General features: G+C 59.3%; 13 protein-coding genes. 5 read left to right on the top strand and 8 right to left on the bottom strand.

Translation table 11 applies throughout. The features are described 5' to 3' along the window. Positions 1–386: 386 nt before the first annotated feature. Positions 387–5282, top strand: a complete 4896-nt coding sequence (locus AC1D1M_RS03100; RefSeq protein ID WP_477774478.1) for an NAD-glutamate dehydrogenase — start codon at positions 387–389, stop codon at positions 5280–5282. Between the two features lie 89 nt (positions 5283–5371). On the opposite strand, the gene AC1D1M_RS03095 is transcribed toward AC1D1M_RS03100, so the two are convergent. The 5 genes from AC1D1M_RS03095 to pdxR all read right to left on the bottom strand — a co-directional run bounded on the left by AC1D1M_RS03095 (position 5372) and on the right by pdxR (position 9470). After that, positions 5372–5953: a hypothetical protein gene (locus AC1D1M_RS03095; protein WP_477774477.1), complete on the bottom strand. Its 582-nt coding sequence runs from the start codon at positions 5951–5953 to the stop codon at positions 5372–5374. 147 nt (positions 5954–6100) lie between these two features. After that, on the bottom strand, positions 6101–6811 hold the full coding sequence (locus AC1D1M_RS03090) for an ATPase (RefSeq protein ID WP_477774476.1): 711 nt from the start codon (positions 6809–6811) through the stop codon (positions 6101–6103). A 229-nt stretch (positions 6812–7040) separates the two neighbouring features. Further along, on the bottom strand, positions 7041–7451 hold the full coding sequence (locus AC1D1M_RS03085) for a cupin domain-containing protein (RefSeq protein ID WP_477774475.1): 411 nt from the start codon (positions 7449–7451) through the stop codon (positions 7041–7043). Between the two features lie 168 nt (positions 7452–7619). Further along, positions 7620–7913, bottom strand: a complete 294-nt coding sequence (locus AC1D1M_RS03080) for a putative quinol monooxygenase (protein ID WP_046037161.1) — start codon at positions 7911–7913, stop codon at positions 7620–7622. 123 nt (positions 7914–8036) lie between these two features. Next, entirely contained in the window at positions 8037–9470 is a 1434-nt protein-coding gene (pdxR, locus tag AC1D1M_RS03075) for a MocR-like pyridoxine biosynthesis transcription factor PdxR (protein ID WP_477774474.1), read from the bottom strand. A 204-nt stretch (positions 9471–9674) separates the two neighbouring features. Between pdxR and AC1D1M_RS03070 the strand changes: the two genes are divergently transcribed. The 3 genes from AC1D1M_RS03070 to AC1D1M_RS03060 all read left to right on the top strand — a co-directional run bounded on the left by AC1D1M_RS03070 (position 9675) and on the right by AC1D1M_RS03060 (position 11772). Further along, positions 9675–10115, top strand: coding sequence for a carboxymuconolactone decarboxylase family protein (locus tag AC1D1M_RS03070; protein WP_477774473.1), 441 nt, complete (start codon positions 9675–9677; stop codon positions 10113–10115). Positions 10116–10188: 73 nt separating this feature from the next. Beyond that, on the top strand, positions 10189–11166 hold the full coding sequence (locus AC1D1M_RS03065) for a LysR substrate-binding domain-containing protein (RefSeq protein WP_477774472.1): 978 nt from the start codon (positions 10189–10191) through the stop codon (positions 11164–11166). A gap of 84 nt (positions 11167–11250) precedes the next feature. After that, complete coding sequence (locus AC1D1M_RS03060; RefSeq protein ID WP_477774471.1) at positions 11251–11772, top strand: GNAT family N-acetyltransferase; 522 nt, start codon at positions 11251–11253, stop codon at positions 11770–11772. 1 nt (position 11773) lies between these two features. On the opposite strand, the gene AC1D1M_RS03055 is transcribed toward AC1D1M_RS03060, so the two are convergent. Continuing rightward, positions 11774–12466, bottom strand: coding sequence for an aspartate/glutamate racemase family protein (locus AC1D1M_RS03055; RefSeq protein WP_477774470.1), 693 nt, complete (start codon positions 12464–12466; stop codon positions 11774–11776). 150 nt (positions 12467–12616) lie between these two features. On the opposite strand from AC1D1M_RS03055, the gene AC1D1M_RS03050 reads away from it, so the two are divergent. Then, the gene (locus AC1D1M_RS03050; protein ID WP_477774469.1) at positions 12617–13111 is read left to right on the top strand and encodes a hypothetical protein; all 495 of its coding nucleotides are present in this window, start codon (positions 12617–12619) and stop codon (positions 13109–13111) included. Positions 13112–13145: 34 nt separating this feature from the next. Here the strand turns inward: AC1D1M_RS03050 and AC1D1M_RS03045 are convergent, their stop codons facing one another. Continuing rightward, positions 13146–13367 carry a cbb3-type cytochrome c oxidase subunit 3 gene (locus AC1D1M_RS03045; RefSeq protein WP_477774468.1) on the bottom strand — a complete coding sequence of 74 codons (222 nt, stop codon included), beginning with the start codon at positions 13365–13367 and terminating at the stop codon, positions 13146–13148. Then, complete coding sequence (gene ccoN / locus AC1D1M_RS03040) at positions 13367–14794, bottom strand: cytochrome-c oxidase, cbb3-type subunit I (protein WP_223512659.1); 1428 nt, start codon at positions 14792–14794, stop codon at positions 13367–13369. Before ccoN ends, AC1D1M_RS03045 begins: the two co-directional genes overlap by 1 nt. Positions 14795–15024: the final 230 nt, after the last annotated feature.

Raw genomic sequence — 15024 nt, 5'->3', positions numbered from 1 at the left:
CGGTCATTTCTGGTACGCATGTCCCGTAAAACCGGACGGAAAACCGTCATTTTCCTGTGCGAATGCTAGTGTTGTTCGATGCGCATGCCTTGAGCTGCGTACCGATGACCGAATATGTCGCAGCACCGCAAGCACGGGCCTTGCCGCACTGGTTAAGCTGCGCAACGGATGAGCACCCGTAAAGACATTGCGCTGCACGCAGTCCAGTCGTTTTTGCAGATGCCCATTCACGGAAGGTGAATGTGACCTGAGTGTCTCGTCCAGCTTCACCCACCTGTCACCCTGTTTCCTCTGCCCGAGAATCAGGAACGGGTGACGGGTAGCCCCGAACAGGGGTTTTGCACGCGACGCTTCCATCAATAACAAGCCCAAGCGGAGTACCACAGATGGCGTTCTTCACCGCAGCCAGCAAAGCCGACTTCCAGCACCAACTGCAAGCGGCACTGGCGCAGCACATCAGTGAACAGGCACTGCCACAAGTGGCGCTGTTCGCTGAACAATTCTTCGGCATCATTTCCCTTGACGAGCTGACCCAGCGTCGGTTGTCCGACCTTGCTGGCTGCACCCTTTCTGCGTGGCGCATGCTTGAGCGCTTCGATCACGCGCAGCCGCAAGTGCGCGTCTACAACCCCGATTACGAACGCCATGGCTGGCAGTCGACCCACACCGCGGTCGAAGTGCTGCACCACGACCTGCCATTCCTGGTGGACTCGGTGCGTACCGAGCTGAACCGCCGCGGCTACAGCATCCATACCCTGCAAACCACCGTGCTGAGCGTGCGTCGTGGCAGCAAGGGCGAGTTGCTGGAAATTCTGCCAAAAGGCACCCAGGGCGACGACATTCAGCAAGAATCGCTGATGTACCTGGAAATCGACCGCTGCGCCAACACCGCCGAGCTCAATGTGCTGAGCAAAGAGCTGGAGCAGGTGCTCGGTGAAGTCCGCGTGGCCGTCGGCGATTTCGAGCCGATGAAGGCCAAGGTCCAGGACATCCTGACCAAGCTGGACAACAGCCAGTTCGCCGTCGATGGCGACGAGAAGAACGAAATCAAGAGCTTCCTGGAATGGCTGGTGGGCAACCACTTCACCTTCCTCGGCTACGAAGAGTTCGTGGTCAGCGATGAAGCCGATGGCGGCCACATCGTCTACGACAAGGACTCTTTCCTTGGCCTGACCAAGCTGCTGCGTGCCGGCCTGACCCACGATGACCTGCGCATCGAAGACTACGCCGTGAACTACCTGCGCGAACCGACCCTGCTGTCGTTCGCCAAGGCCGCGCACCCAAGCCGTGTACACCGTCCGGCTTACCCGGACTACGTGTCGATCCGCGAAATCGACGCCAACGGCAAGGTCATCAAGGAATGCCGTTTCATGGGCCTGTACACCTCGTCGGTGTATGGCGAGAGCGTGCGGGTGATCCCGTACATCCGCCGCAAGGTCGAGGAAATCGAACACCGTTCCGGCTTCCAGGCCAAGGCTCACCTGGGCAAGGAACTGGCACAGGTGCTCGAAGTGCTGCCGCGCGACGATCTGTTCCAGACCCCGGTGGACGAGTTGTTCAGCACCGTGATGTCGATCGTGCAGATCCAGGAACGCAACAAGATTCGCGTGTTCCTGCGCAAAGACCCGTACGGCCGTTTCTGCTACTGCCTGGCCTACGTGCCGCGTGATATCTACTCCACCGAAGTGCGCCAGAAGATCCAGCAAGTGCTGATGGATCGCCTGAAAGCCTCGGACTGCGAGTTCTGGACCTTCTTCTCCGAGTCCGTGCTGGCCCGCGTGCAGCTGATCCTGCGCGTCGATCCGAAAAACCGCCTCGACATCGACCCGCTGCTGCTGGAAAAAGAAGTGGTGCAGGCCTGCCGCAGCTGGCAGGACGACTACGCCGCCCTGACCATTGAAAGCTTCGGTGAAGCCCACGGCACCAACGTGCTGGCCGACTTCCCGAAAGGCTTCCCGGCCGGTTACCGCGAGCGCTTCGCAGCGCATTCGGCTGTGGTCGACATGCAGCACCTGCTGAGCCTCAACGAAAAAAATCCGCTGGTGATGAGCTTCTATCAGCCGCTGGGCCAGGTGTCCGGCCAGCGCATGCTGCATTGCAAGCTGTACCACGCCGATACCCCGCTGGCACTGTCCGACGTGCTGCCGATCCTGGAGAACCTCGGCCTGCGTGTGCTGGGTGAGTTCCCGTATCGTCTGCGTCACAACAGTGGCCGCGAGTTCTGGATTCACGATTTCGCCTTCACTGCCGCCGAAGGCCTGGAACTCGACATCCAGCAGCTCAACGACACGCTGCAGGACGCGTTTGTCCACATCGTGCGTGGCGATGCCGAGAACGATGCGTTCAACCGTCTGGTACTGACCGCCGGCCTGCCATGGCGCGACGTGGCGCTGCTGCGTGCCTACGCCCGCTACATGAAGCAGATTCGTCTGGGCTTCGACCTGGGCTACATCGCCAGCACCCTGAACAACCACACCGACATCGCTCGCGAGTTGACCCGGTTGTTCAAGACCCGTTTCTACCTGGCCCGCAAGCTGACCGGCGACGATCTGGAAGACAAGCAGCAACGCCTGGATCACGCGATTCACAGCGCCCTGGACGACGTCCAGGTACTGAACGAAGACCGCATCCTGCGTCGCTACCTGGACCTGATCAAGGCCACCCTGCGCACCAACTTCTACCAGACCGATGCCAACGGCAATAACAAGTCGTACTTCAGCTTCAAGTTCAACCCGCACTTGATTCCTGAACTGCCGAAGCCAGTACCGAAGTTCGAAATCTTCGTTTACTCGCCGCGCGTCGAAGGCGTGCACCTGCGCTTCGGCAACGTGGCTCGTGGCGGCCTGCGCTGGTCTGACCGTGAAGAAGACTTCCGTACCGAAGTCCTGGGCCTGGTAAAAGCCCAGCAAGTGAAGAACTCGGTGATCGTGCCGGTGGGTGCGAAGGGCGGCTTCCTGCCGCGTCGCCTGCCACTGGGCGGCAGCCGTGACGAGATCGCGGCCGAGGGCATCGCCTGCTACCGCATCTTCATTTCGGGCCTGCTGGACATCACCGACAACCTGAAGGACGGCGCCCTGGTGCCACCGGCCAACGTCGTGCGTCATGACGACGATGACCCGTACCTGGTAGTGGCCGCGGACAAAGGTACTGCGACCTTCTCCGACATCGCCAACGGCATCGCCATCGACTACGGCTTCTGGCTCGGTGACGCGTTTGCGTCCGGTGGTTCGGCCGGTTACGACCACAAGAAGATGGGCATCACCGCCAAGGGCGCGTGGGTCGGCGTACAGCGTCACTTCCGCGAGCGCGGCATCAATGTCCAGGAAGACAACATCACTGTTGTGGGCGTCGGCGATATGGCCGGTGACGTGTTCGGCAACGGCTTGCTGATGTCCGACAAGCTGCAGCTGGTCGCGGCCTTCAACCACCTGCACATCTTCATCGATCCGAACCCTGAGCCGGCGTCGAGCTTCGCCGAGCGTCAGCGCCTGTTCGACCTGCCGCGTTCGGCCTGGTCGGACTACGACACCAGCATCATGTCCGAAGGCGGCGGCATCTTCTCGCGTAGCGCCAAGAGCATCGCGATTTCCCCGCAGATGCAAGAGCGCTTCGACATCCAGGCCGACAAGCTGACCCCGACCGAACTGCTGAACGCCTTGCTCAAGGCACCGGTGGATCTGCTGTGGAACGGCGGTATCGGTACTTACGTCAAAGCCAGCAGCGAAAGCCACGCCGATGTCGGCGACAAGGCCAACGATGCACTGCGCGTGAACGGCAACGAACTGCGCTGCAAAGTCGTGGGCGAGGGCGGTAACCTCGGCATGACCCAACTGGGTCGCGTCGAGTTCGGCCTCAATGGCGGCGGTTCCAACACCGACTTCATCGACAACGCCGGTGGCGTGGACTGCTCCGACCACGAAGTGAACATCAAGATCCTGCTGAACGAAGTGGTTCAGGCCGGCGACATGACCGACAAGCAACGTAACCAGTTGCTGGCGAGCATGACCGACGAAGTCGGTGGTCTGGTGCTGGGCAACAACTACAAGCAGACCCAGGCCCTGTCCCTGGCGGCCCGTCGCGCCTTGCCGCGGATTGCCGAATACAAGCGCCTGATGAACGACCTGGAAGGCCGTGGCAAGCTGGATCGCGCCATCGAGTTCCTGCCGGCCGAAGACGCGATCAACGAGCGTATCGCGGCAGGCCATGGCCTGACCCGTGCCGAGCTGTCGGTGCTGATCTCGTACAGCAAGATCGACCTCAAGGAGCAGTTGCTGGGCTCCCTGGTGCCGGACGACGACTACCTGACCCGCGACATGGAAACCGCTTTCCCGCCAACCCTGGTGAGCAAGTTCTCCGCGGCGATGCGTCGTCACCGTCTGAAGCGCGAAATCGTCAGCACCCAGATCGCCAACGACCTGGTCAACCACATGGGCATCACCTTCGTTCAGCGACTCAAAGAGTCGACCGGCATGAGCCCGGCGAACGTGGCCGGCGCCTACGTGATCGTGCGCGATATTTTCCACCTCCCGCACTGGTTCCGTCAGATCGAGAACCTGGACTACCAGGTCTCCGCCGACGTGCAATTGGAGCTGATGGATGAGCTGATGCGTCTGGGGCGTCGCGCCACGCGCTGGTTCCTGCGTGCCCGTCGCAACGAGCAGAACGCTGCACGTGACGTCGCGCACTTCGGTCCGCACCTGAAGGAGTTGGGTCTGAAGCTCGACGAGCTGCTCAGTGGCGAGATCCGTGAAACCTGGCAGAGCCGTTATCAGGCTTACGTCGAAGCCGGTGTTCCGGAGCTTCTGGCGCGTATGGTGGCTGGCACCTCGCACCTGTATACCCTGCTGCCGATCATCGAGGCTTCCGACGTGACTGGCCAGGACCCGGCAGAGGTGGCCAAGGCCTACTTCGCCGTGGGCAGCGCGCTGGACATCACCTGGTACATCCAACAGATCAGCGCTCTGCCGGTTGAAAACAACTGGCAGGCCCTGGCCCGTGAAGCGTTCCGTGATGACGTCGACTGGCAGCAACGCGCGATCACCATCTCGGTCCTGCAACAGGGCGATGGCACCCAGGATGTGGAAACACGCCTGGCGCTGTGGATGGCGCAGCACGAGAGCATGATCGAACGCTGGCGCATCATGCTGGTGGAAATCCGTGCCGCCAGTGGCACTGACTACGCCATGTACGCGGTGGCCAACCGCGAACTGCTGGACCTGGCATTGAGCGGTCAAGCGGTAGTGCCTGCCGCTGCGGCCGTCGAGCTGGAACCGGCTGCCTGATCAGGCGTTGAATGAAAAAGCCCCGCATTGAAAGATGCGGGGCTTTTTTATTTAAGGGCGGACGATAAGTTGACCCAAGGCTGACCAAATCAAGTGTAAGGCGATGAACTTTGTGGAGACACGGCATGCCTTTCGAGAATTTCCAGCTTGAAGGTGGCGATGTCTCCAGTATTGTCGGTAAAGCAAGTGCTGTAGGCCGGATCGCGCCAGATTTCTTTTCTGATGATTCCGGCGTTACGTGCTTTCAAGTGGATGGTCGCTTGATCGGCGCTCAAGTCATCCAATGTGATGATCTGCTGATTGCTGTCCAGCAAATTGAAGGACGTTGTATTGCCACCAGCGGCGGGGAAGGCGCCTAGCACGCGTTGTTCGTCCTTGCTGAAGTATTTCTGGAAGTAGGCTTCGCTGAGGATCTGCATGTTGTAGTAATCGTCATAGCACTGGAAGTGCACGACTATGGTTGTTGACAGTTTTTTCTTGCTCTCTACACGGTACATTTTTCTGGATTCAGGTAAATAGCGCTCATATGTTGTAACTATGTTTCCTGGTATTCGAGATCTCATTCTGCTAGCTACAAACAGGTTGGGATTTAATCGCTTGTCAAAAAATGTCATGTCGATTCCATCGCATGTTATGCGGGCGATGAAGGATCTTTCCTGGTCTTTAGTCATGAAGACGTCCTTTGTCTACAGATGGTTAATGTTGGCGCTCTTGCGCCAAACGGAAGATATCGCTATTCAAAAAATATGACTTTGATTAATTGTGAGCAAACCCTTCCTCCTCCCAGTCAGGGTTTGCCCGCATTGATTACCGCAGTCTCAATACAGTTTTTGCTCTGTCGTTTTGTCGTTCATCGAGACGTTACTTGTCGGCGTGGTCAGCAAATTATTGAGCGACTGGTCAAATTTCTGTAGCGCCCTGACTTGCACATCCTGTTGTTCATTTATATCGGCAACTATCTCTTCACTGCGCTTGTAGTCGGCCCATACCGGACTAAGTGCCTTGGCGTCATGGCCTTGTGCAGTACCGATGTAGTTAAAGTCCTTATCGTAAAAAACCGCGCTGACATCCACCTGGATGTCCGAACTGCGCGACGTCATCAGTTGACTGCGGGTGTCGACCACAGCCATCACATCCGGTTTCGCTGCCCTGAGACTCTGCATGTCCGGGTAAACGATAACCGAGCCGAATTGGCGCTGCAGGGAGGCCTTGACCCAATCCACCGCCAGGTCTGGCCTGGAGGTGGCTACGTAGGCGTCATGAATCGGCTGCACCAGCAGGCTCTGGCCGAAACCGGTGCCGGCATTGGCCTGGTAATCCTGAAGATAGGCGCGGTTGGTCTGAGTATTCTGGCTGTAGACAATACCCAGCGAGACATGACTGCCGTTGGTAATACGGGTGGCAGCGCTGCGGCCCACCGGTTCGGTGAAGATGCCGTTCAGCGAAGAGACCGCCGTCGGTGCGGTGGGGATCGAGCAGCCGGTTAAAACAACAGCCATGGTCAACGTACTGGCGAGCGCAAGTTTCATGGTGTTTCTCCAGTGAGACAACTTCAGTCGAAAGTTAAAGTTGCCGGCGTTGTGCCGACGGTGACTCAAGACTAAACCCTGAATGATTTATTTAAATAGCCAATACCCGCACTTGTCCGGTGGCCAATAGTTTTGTTTGGTTTAAAGGTTTTCGGTTAATTGCGTGAGGAAATAAAAAGGCCCGAATCCGCGATTCGAGCCTTTTTATTTATAGCTGTACGTTCAGCCATCAGTGTTCCAATGGGATCAACACTTTCTCGTCCGGGGCCAACACCATGAATACCAGCAACTTGGCAGGCTGGGTTGCACTGGCGTTTTTCGACACCAGGTGTTCCGACCCCGCCGGCTCATACCAGAACTCACCGGCCTTGTAGGTTTTCGCTGGCTCGCCTTTGACTTGAGAAACGATTTCTCCCGAAATCACATAGGCCATGGTGGTGCCATCGTGTTTGTGGGCGATGGACGACTGACCGGGTTGGTAATCGACTTCGATCATCAGCGCTTTTTTACCGGGGACGTTCTTCAGCATTTCGTCCTGCAGGACAGTGACCTTTTCCGAAGGATCATGGGCAAAAGCCGATGCGCAAAACATCAGGGCCAGGGCGGCAAGGGGGGCAGCACAGAAGCGCAACACGTTCATGGTTCTTTACCTGCGGTGGGTTAGTTGTCGAAAACAACAGTAGTCCGCAAGCAGTAGAGGTTAAACAGCCAATATTCGGGAAGGCAAGGGGACCAGTTGCAAGGTCTGCAGGGCTAACAGGGAAGGAGCCTGTGGCGAGGGAGCAAGACCCCTGGCCACAGGTATCGCTTAAACGATCGGAAAGCTGTTGAAGTCCACGGCATTGGCCAATTGGCTATCGATCAGGCTGATAAAACCCTGGACTTCGGGGCAGTTGAAATGCGATCGCATGGCCGCTTCCGATTGCCAGTGGGCGCTGACGGTCCAGCGATTGGTGTCCTCGGGGCAGCGGTCGACCATATAGGATTCGCAGCCCGGTAGTTCACGCAGGGTTTCGACAATCTTTTGCAGTTGCTTACCCAGTTCATCCGAGCGGCCGGCGGCGGCCTGTACCTGTACGGTATTGATCACTTCATGGGACATTGCTCACACTCCTGAATCAAGCCGGACGAATCCTGCTCATTGAGGGATAACGCCTATGCAGGATAGGCCTGACCCTCCGGACCGCCAATAGCCAATCGCCGGATAAAGCCGCAGGCCAATTCGTCAGGCTACCTGCTGCAGGATGTCGCGCAAACGGTCCAGGGCGATGTCGATGTCGAGGGTTTCGATGGCGCCAAAACCGAAAAAAAGCCCGGCCTTGGGCGCTTGCTGATAGAAAAAGCTGTCGATGGCATAGAGCCCGACTTCGACTTTTTTCGCCAATTCGATCACTAATGGAATATCCAGCGGCACTTTGCACATCACCACCATGTGGAATCCGGCAGTGGACGGTACCGCCTCCAGCCAGGGCGAGAGGTCGCCAGCCATGCGCGTCAGGATCCGTTCGCGACGGCCGGCATAGATCGTATGGCAGCGTCGGATGTGCTTGAGCAGACAGCCTTCGGCGATGAACTTGGCCAGCGCCCATTGCGGCAGGGTCGAGGTGTGCAGGTCGGTGAGCTGTTTGGCGCGCACCACGGCCTCGAGGATCGCCGGCGGCAGGATCGCATAGCCGAGCCGCAGTTCCGGCAACAGGGTTTTGGAGAACGTTCCGACGTAAGCGACGATCCCCCGCTCATCCATGCTTTGCAGGGAATCGGCAGGACGGCCCTCGTAGCGGAATTCGCTGTCGTAGTCGTCCTCGATGATGATCGCGCCCAGCTCATGGGCCTTGGCCAGCAGTGCTGACCGGCGCGCCTGACTCATCGGCATGCCCAGCGGGAACTGGTGCGAAGGGGTGACATAGATCAGACGAGTGCCGCGAGGAATCTTGTCCACCACAATGCCTTCGGCGTCCACCGGCACGCCAATCACCGTGGCGCCATGGGTGCCGAACAGCAGCCGCGCCGGCGGATAGCCGGGATCCTCCATGGCGACCAGGCTGCCCGGACTGATCAGCACTCGGGCAATCAGGTCCAGCGCCTGCTGCGCACCGTTGCACACCACCACATCCTCATCCTGACAATTGACTCCGCGAGAGAATGCGATGTGCTGCGCAATGGCGTTGCGCAAGGCGGGCAAGCCCTCGGGCAGGCTGTAGAGGCCCTTGGAACCGGCAATCTGGCGCAGCGCATGGGAGGTGCAGCGCCGCCAGTCATCCTGGGGAAACTGGCCCTTGCTGGTGGCGCCACCAATGAAGTCGTAGCGCAGCGAACCTTCCAGGGTCGGGTGACGCAGAAACACCGGCAGGTTGCGCCAGGACTCAATCACCTCGAAGCCGCCAAGCTCGGTGTGGTTCTGTTTACGCTGCACCTTCGACGAGCGCGCGTTGACGTAAGTGCCTTTGCCGACCACCCCGGTGAGGAAGTTTTCGTAGGTCAGTTGGGCGTAGGTGTCGGAAATGGTCTTGCGCGAAATACCCAGTTGTTCGGCCAGCAAGCGGCTGGGCGGCAGTTGCGTGCCGGCAGTCAGGCGACCGGACTCGATGGCGCTGCGCAGTTGGTTGTACAGCTGGCCGGCCAGGTCCTTGCGGCCGTTGATGACAACATGTAGTTCCATACCGGCGAGGCTCCGGGGCTGTTGGGCGCGTGTGTGTCGCGCAAGATTACCCCTATCCGCTTGTGGTACAGAAGTTGCGCAGTGGAAAAACCGTCCATTGGTCTGGCGGCGGCGGTCCACGGGGAAATCGCGCAATTGGATCTGTCTTGCCTTCGCGCGAGCGATTACCGTGAAAATCACTTCACAGCTGCACGAGATCTCTCCATGACCCCCCGCCTGGATTACTACAGCGCGTCCCCCAAAGCGATGAAAGCCATGATCGCCATGGAGGCCCTGACCAGCAGCCTGAGCATCGAGCAGGGCCTGCTGCACCTGATCAAGATTCGTGCATCGCAGCTCAATGGCTGTGCCTTTTGCACCGACATGCACTCGGTGGATGCAAGGCGCCTGGGCGAAAGCGATCGGCGTCTGTATTCCATTGTGGTCTGGCGTGACAGCAACTTTTTCAATCCTCGGGAAAGAGCCGCGCTGGCCTGGACCGAGGCGGTCACCTTGCTCTCCGAAAGCCATGTGCCGGACGATGTCTACGCCCAAACCCGGGAGCAGTTCAGTGAAAGCGAAATAGTCGACTTGACCATCGCCGTCACCACCATCAACAGCTGGAATCGCCTGGCCGTGAGCTTTCGGCAAACACCCAGCGCCTGAGTCTTTGTCACAGCAGGTTCATGAACGATCCGCAGGATGCATCTGTCAGTGTCAGATCGACAGGGAGTCCTCGATGTCATTCATGGAAATCTGCGCCCAACAGGGTGCTGCCGAGTATCGTGTAGCCATCGATAAAAACGCGTCCTGGCGCCAGTTGGCGGCGGCAATCGACCCCGAACTGGCGCTGTGTTTCACCGTCAGCGCCCGTTGCGGTTGTTTCATGCAGGCCGCCCGCAGTCTCAACGTCAAGGCCACCCGCCTGCGCAGGCAACTGGTGCTGCTGGAAACGCAGCTCCGGTGTTCGCTGTTCAACCTTTCCGACAATGGTTTCAGCCTCAGCCGCGATGGCTTGCGTTTGCACGCACAATTGATCGCCCTGGCCCATGAGCGCGATTTGCCGGTGATCGAGCAGCCGTTGATTCGCCTGGCCGTGGCCGATTCGATCCTGCATGACATTCTTGGGCGTGACCTGGTTGCACTGCTGCGGCGCAACGCCAGCGTGCGCCTGGACATCATTACGCTCGACAGCGAATTGGCATTGCAGGCAGTCAGCGCCGACGTGGTGGTGTGGCTGGGTGAAACCGAGTCCCCTTTACCGGGACCAAGCTTTGCCACCACCGAAGCCCGGCGTCTGGTGCAACTGGAATACCTGCCGCACATTGCCAAGCGCTACTCGCGGGTCGCTTCCAGGCCGGAATGCCTGGATGAACTGGCCGATTTTCTATTGGTGCAATGGCGACAGGACTGTCAGGTTGAAAGCTTCCGGCCTTGGAATGCACTCGTGGATCAACGCCTGGCCGGGGCGGTGCAACTGCAATCCTACGGGCTGATGCTGGAGATGATCCGATGCAGCGCCTGCATCGGCCTGCTGCCGCACTACATGAGCCACTTCGACCGCGGGCTGATTGCCTTGCCGGGCTTGTTTGACCAGCCGATGCGGCGTCAGGTGTGGATGGCGGTCAACGCCCATTCCGGGGACGACGCGCAGGTGCGGATGATCGTCGAATTGATCGAAAACACCTTTAACGAGCGCCGTGAGTGGTTCGAGTGAAGATGTTCCGACAAGCCCCCTCGCCACAAAGGTTTCGTTCGGGATAGAGTGAACGGCCATGTCTGCTTCAAGGATGATTCACCCATGCCAGCCACCGAACCCGTTATCACCCTCGAACGCTTCAACGAATCCCATATCGAAGGCATCACGGCGCTGTACAACGATCCGGCAATCGCCCGTCAAACCCTGCAAATGCCGTTTCAGTCCACCGAGCTCTGGCGCAGTCGCCTGGCGCTGGATAACGAACGCCTGGTGAAAGTGGTGGCCCTGCATCAAGGGACGGTCGTCGGCAACATTGGCCTGGAGCAGTTCTCACGCATTCGTCGCAGCCATGCCGGCAGTTTCGGCATGGGCGTTGCGGTGGCGTGGCAGGGCAAGGGCGTGGGCTCGAAGTTGCTTGCGACGGCGCTGGATATCGCCGACAACTGGATGAATCTGCAGCGCATCGAGCTTTCGGTGTATGCCGACAACGAAGCGGCCATTGCCCTGTACCGCAAGTTCGGCTTCGAAACCGAGGGCCTGTTCCGCGACTACGCCGTACGCGACGGCGTGCTGGTGGACACCTTGAGCATGGCGCGCCTGCGCCGCACGCCCAAGGCCGGTTGAGTCACTCGCCCAGGGCGAACGCCACCGCAGCTTGCGCATGCAGCTCGGTGGTGTCGAGCAAGGGCAGGGCGCTGTGTTCGGGTTTGATCAGCAAACCAATCTCTGTGCAGCCAAGGATGATCGCCTGGGCGCCGCGCTGCTCCAGCGAAGCGATGACCTGCTGATACACCCGGCGCGAGGCTTCGCTGATGACACCGACGCACAACTCGTCGTAGATGATCCGGTGCACGGCCTGGCGCTCCTCGGTCTCCGGTACCAGCACGGTCAAGCCCCGGGCGGCGAGGCGTTCCTTGAGGAAGTCCTGTTCCATGGTGAACGCGGTGCCCAGCAAGCCCACTATCAATGCATCGGCCTCGACCGCGGCCTGAGCGGCCGGATCGGCGATGTGCAGGAAGGGAATGTCGATGGCCGCCTGAATCTGCCCGGCGACCTTGTGCATGGTGTTGGTGCACAACACCACGCAATCGGCGCCGCCCGCCTGCAAGCGCTGCGCGGCATCCACCAGGATCAGCGCCGCATCGTCCCAGCGCCCGGCGTGCTGGGCCTGTTCGACAGGGCCGAAGTCGACGCTGTACATCAACAGTTTTGCCGAACGCAACGGCCCGAGGCGCTCGCGTACCTGCTGGTTGATCAGGCGGTAATACTCGGCGCTGGACTCCCAGCTCATGCCGCCGATCAGGCCGATGGTGCGCATATCGTGCTCCGTTTGTCAGGTGAAGTGCGCACCTACAGTGCCCGCGATTACGCGACGGTGCAAACTGTCGTCAGGTTTTAGTCGTACGCAGCGTGCGGGCATCTGCCATGCTCCAGGTCCGCAACACCGGTCTATTCAGGGAACACCGCTATGGACGATGTACAGCAACTGGGCGAAATGCTTCGCCACTACGCCGAAAGCGAAGCGCACAAAAAGCAAGTGTTCGAGTCGCAATCGGCCGAGTGGGCGAAGCGCATTGGTGCGCTGTTCAATCAGATCCAGCAGTGGCTGGAACCGGTCAAGGCACCTAACCTGCTCGAAGTGAACCGCGAAGTGTATGTCGCGTCGGGGCCGAGTGTTCCAGTGGAGACCTCTCCATTCAAGACCGAAAAGCTAAGCATCCTGATCGCTGGCAAACCGGTGGAATTCGTGCCGGAGGTGATGGGTGTCGGCGGGCAGATTTCCGTGGCGGTGATGGGCTTTACAGCAGCACGTTATGGCAGCGTGTCACTGGTGTGCCTGCCGCCATCCACTGGCTGGCAGTGGCGCAAGACCAATGGCTTGAAAGACCCGGACACTTTTGAGTTCGATGCAAACTTCCTGGCGCAACAACTGCAAAGCCTGATTCCCCGGGAGCGCAGCTGAGACAAATAACCCTGTAGGAGTGGTCGGTGGTGCCTCAGATTTCGAGGTTGCCCCACCCCGGTTTCGGCACTTCAGGCGCCACCGCATTCACTGTCTTGCCCGTCGCCAACTCAACCCGCCGCGCCACTTCCGGGTCATCCGCAAACGGGATCAGGCTCGCATCGTCCAGGCTCTCGGTGGTCTGGTGGCGCAGACAATACTCGATGGCGAACCACAAAAATGCCACACCCGGAATGTTCAATATGACTTCAATCATCAGGCTAACCGCGCCTCGCGTTCGGCCATCGCCACGTCCGTTACCTGCACCGTGCGCCACACGTTGTAGGCCATCAGCAGCATGCCGCTGAGGAAGAACACCCCGCCGGCAAAGCGCACGACGAATCCCGGATGGCTGGCCTGCAAGGCTTCGACGAAGGAGTAGGTCAGCGTGCCGTCATCGTTGATCGCGCGCCACATCAGGCCCTGGGTGATGCCGTTGACCCACATCGAGGCGATGTACAGCACGGTGCCGATGGTCGCCAGCCAAAAGTGCAGGTTGATCAGCGGCGTGCTGTGCATCTGATCGCGACCGAATACCTTCGGCACCATGTGATAGGTCGCACCGAAGGTAATCATCGCCACCCAGCCCAGCGCGCCGGCGTGTACGTGGCCGATGGTCCAGTCGGTGTAGTGGGAGAGGGCGTTGACGGTCTTGATCGCCATCATCGGCCCTTCGAAGGTCGACATGCCGTAGAAGGCCAGGGACAGCACCAGGAAACGCAGGATCGGGTCGGTGCGCAACTTATGCCAGGCACCGGACAGGGTCATCATACCGTTGATCATCCCGCCCCAACTCGGCGCCAGCAGGATCAGCGACATGGCCATGCCCAGCGACTGCGCCCAGTCCGGCAGCGCGGTGTAGTGCAAGTGGTGCGGGCCGGCCCAGATGTACAGGGTGATCAGCGCCCAGAAGTGCACGATCGACAGGCGATAGGAATACACCGGCCGGCCCACCTGTTTCGGCACGAAGTAATACATCATCCCGAGGAAACCGGTGGTCAGGAAAAAGCCCACGGCGTTGTGCCCGTACCACCATTGCACCATCGCATCGGTGGCCCCGGAATACACCGGATAGGACTTGAACCAGCCGACTGGAATCGACAGGTGATTGACCACGTGCAGCATGGCGATGACCACGATGAATGCACCGAAGAACCAGTTGCCGACGTAGATGTGTCTGGTCTTGCGTTGCACTACGGTAGTGAAGAACACCACGGCGTATGCAACCCAGACCACGGTCATCCACACCGCGCCGGTGAACTCGATTTCGGCGTATTCCTTGGTGGTGGTGTAGCCCAGCGGCAGGGTGATCAGCATCACCACAATCACCGACTGCCAGCCCCAGAACGTGAAGGCGGCGAGTGTGTCCGAGAACAGCCGCACCTGGCAGGTACGCTGCACCGCGTAATAGCTGGCGGCGAATTGCGCGCTGCCGGCGAAACCGAAAATCACCAGACTGGTGTGCAGCGGGCGCAAGCGGCCGAAGGTGGTCCACGGCAGGTCCAGGTTCATCTGCGGCCACACCAGTTGCGAGGCGATCCACACGCCCATCGCCATCCCCACGACGCCCCAGATCACGGTCGCCACGATGAATTGGCGGACGACCTTGTAGTTATAGGCCTGTCCGATAGTTGTTGTGCTCATGATCGATGCTTCCACGGTTGCAATGACGTGCACTGTAAAAACCGTGGCGAAAACAAAACAGGCTCAGGAATATTTCATTTGTGCGGATCAGATAAGTTGCACTGCTGCGGCGATCTTGCGCGCTCTGATACGGTTTTTAACGATTCAGGTGAATCTGTAACACGCTGCACCGCTGGCGCATAGTCGCTCTTATGAACGAGCCACAGAGCCCGATGCCCCGCAATCCTGAT

This window comes from Pseudomonas sp. P1_F7 (genome assembly GCF_056405655.1).
Note: the sequence above shows the minus strand (reverse complement) of the source record. Positions and strands in the feature narration are given on the sequence as shown.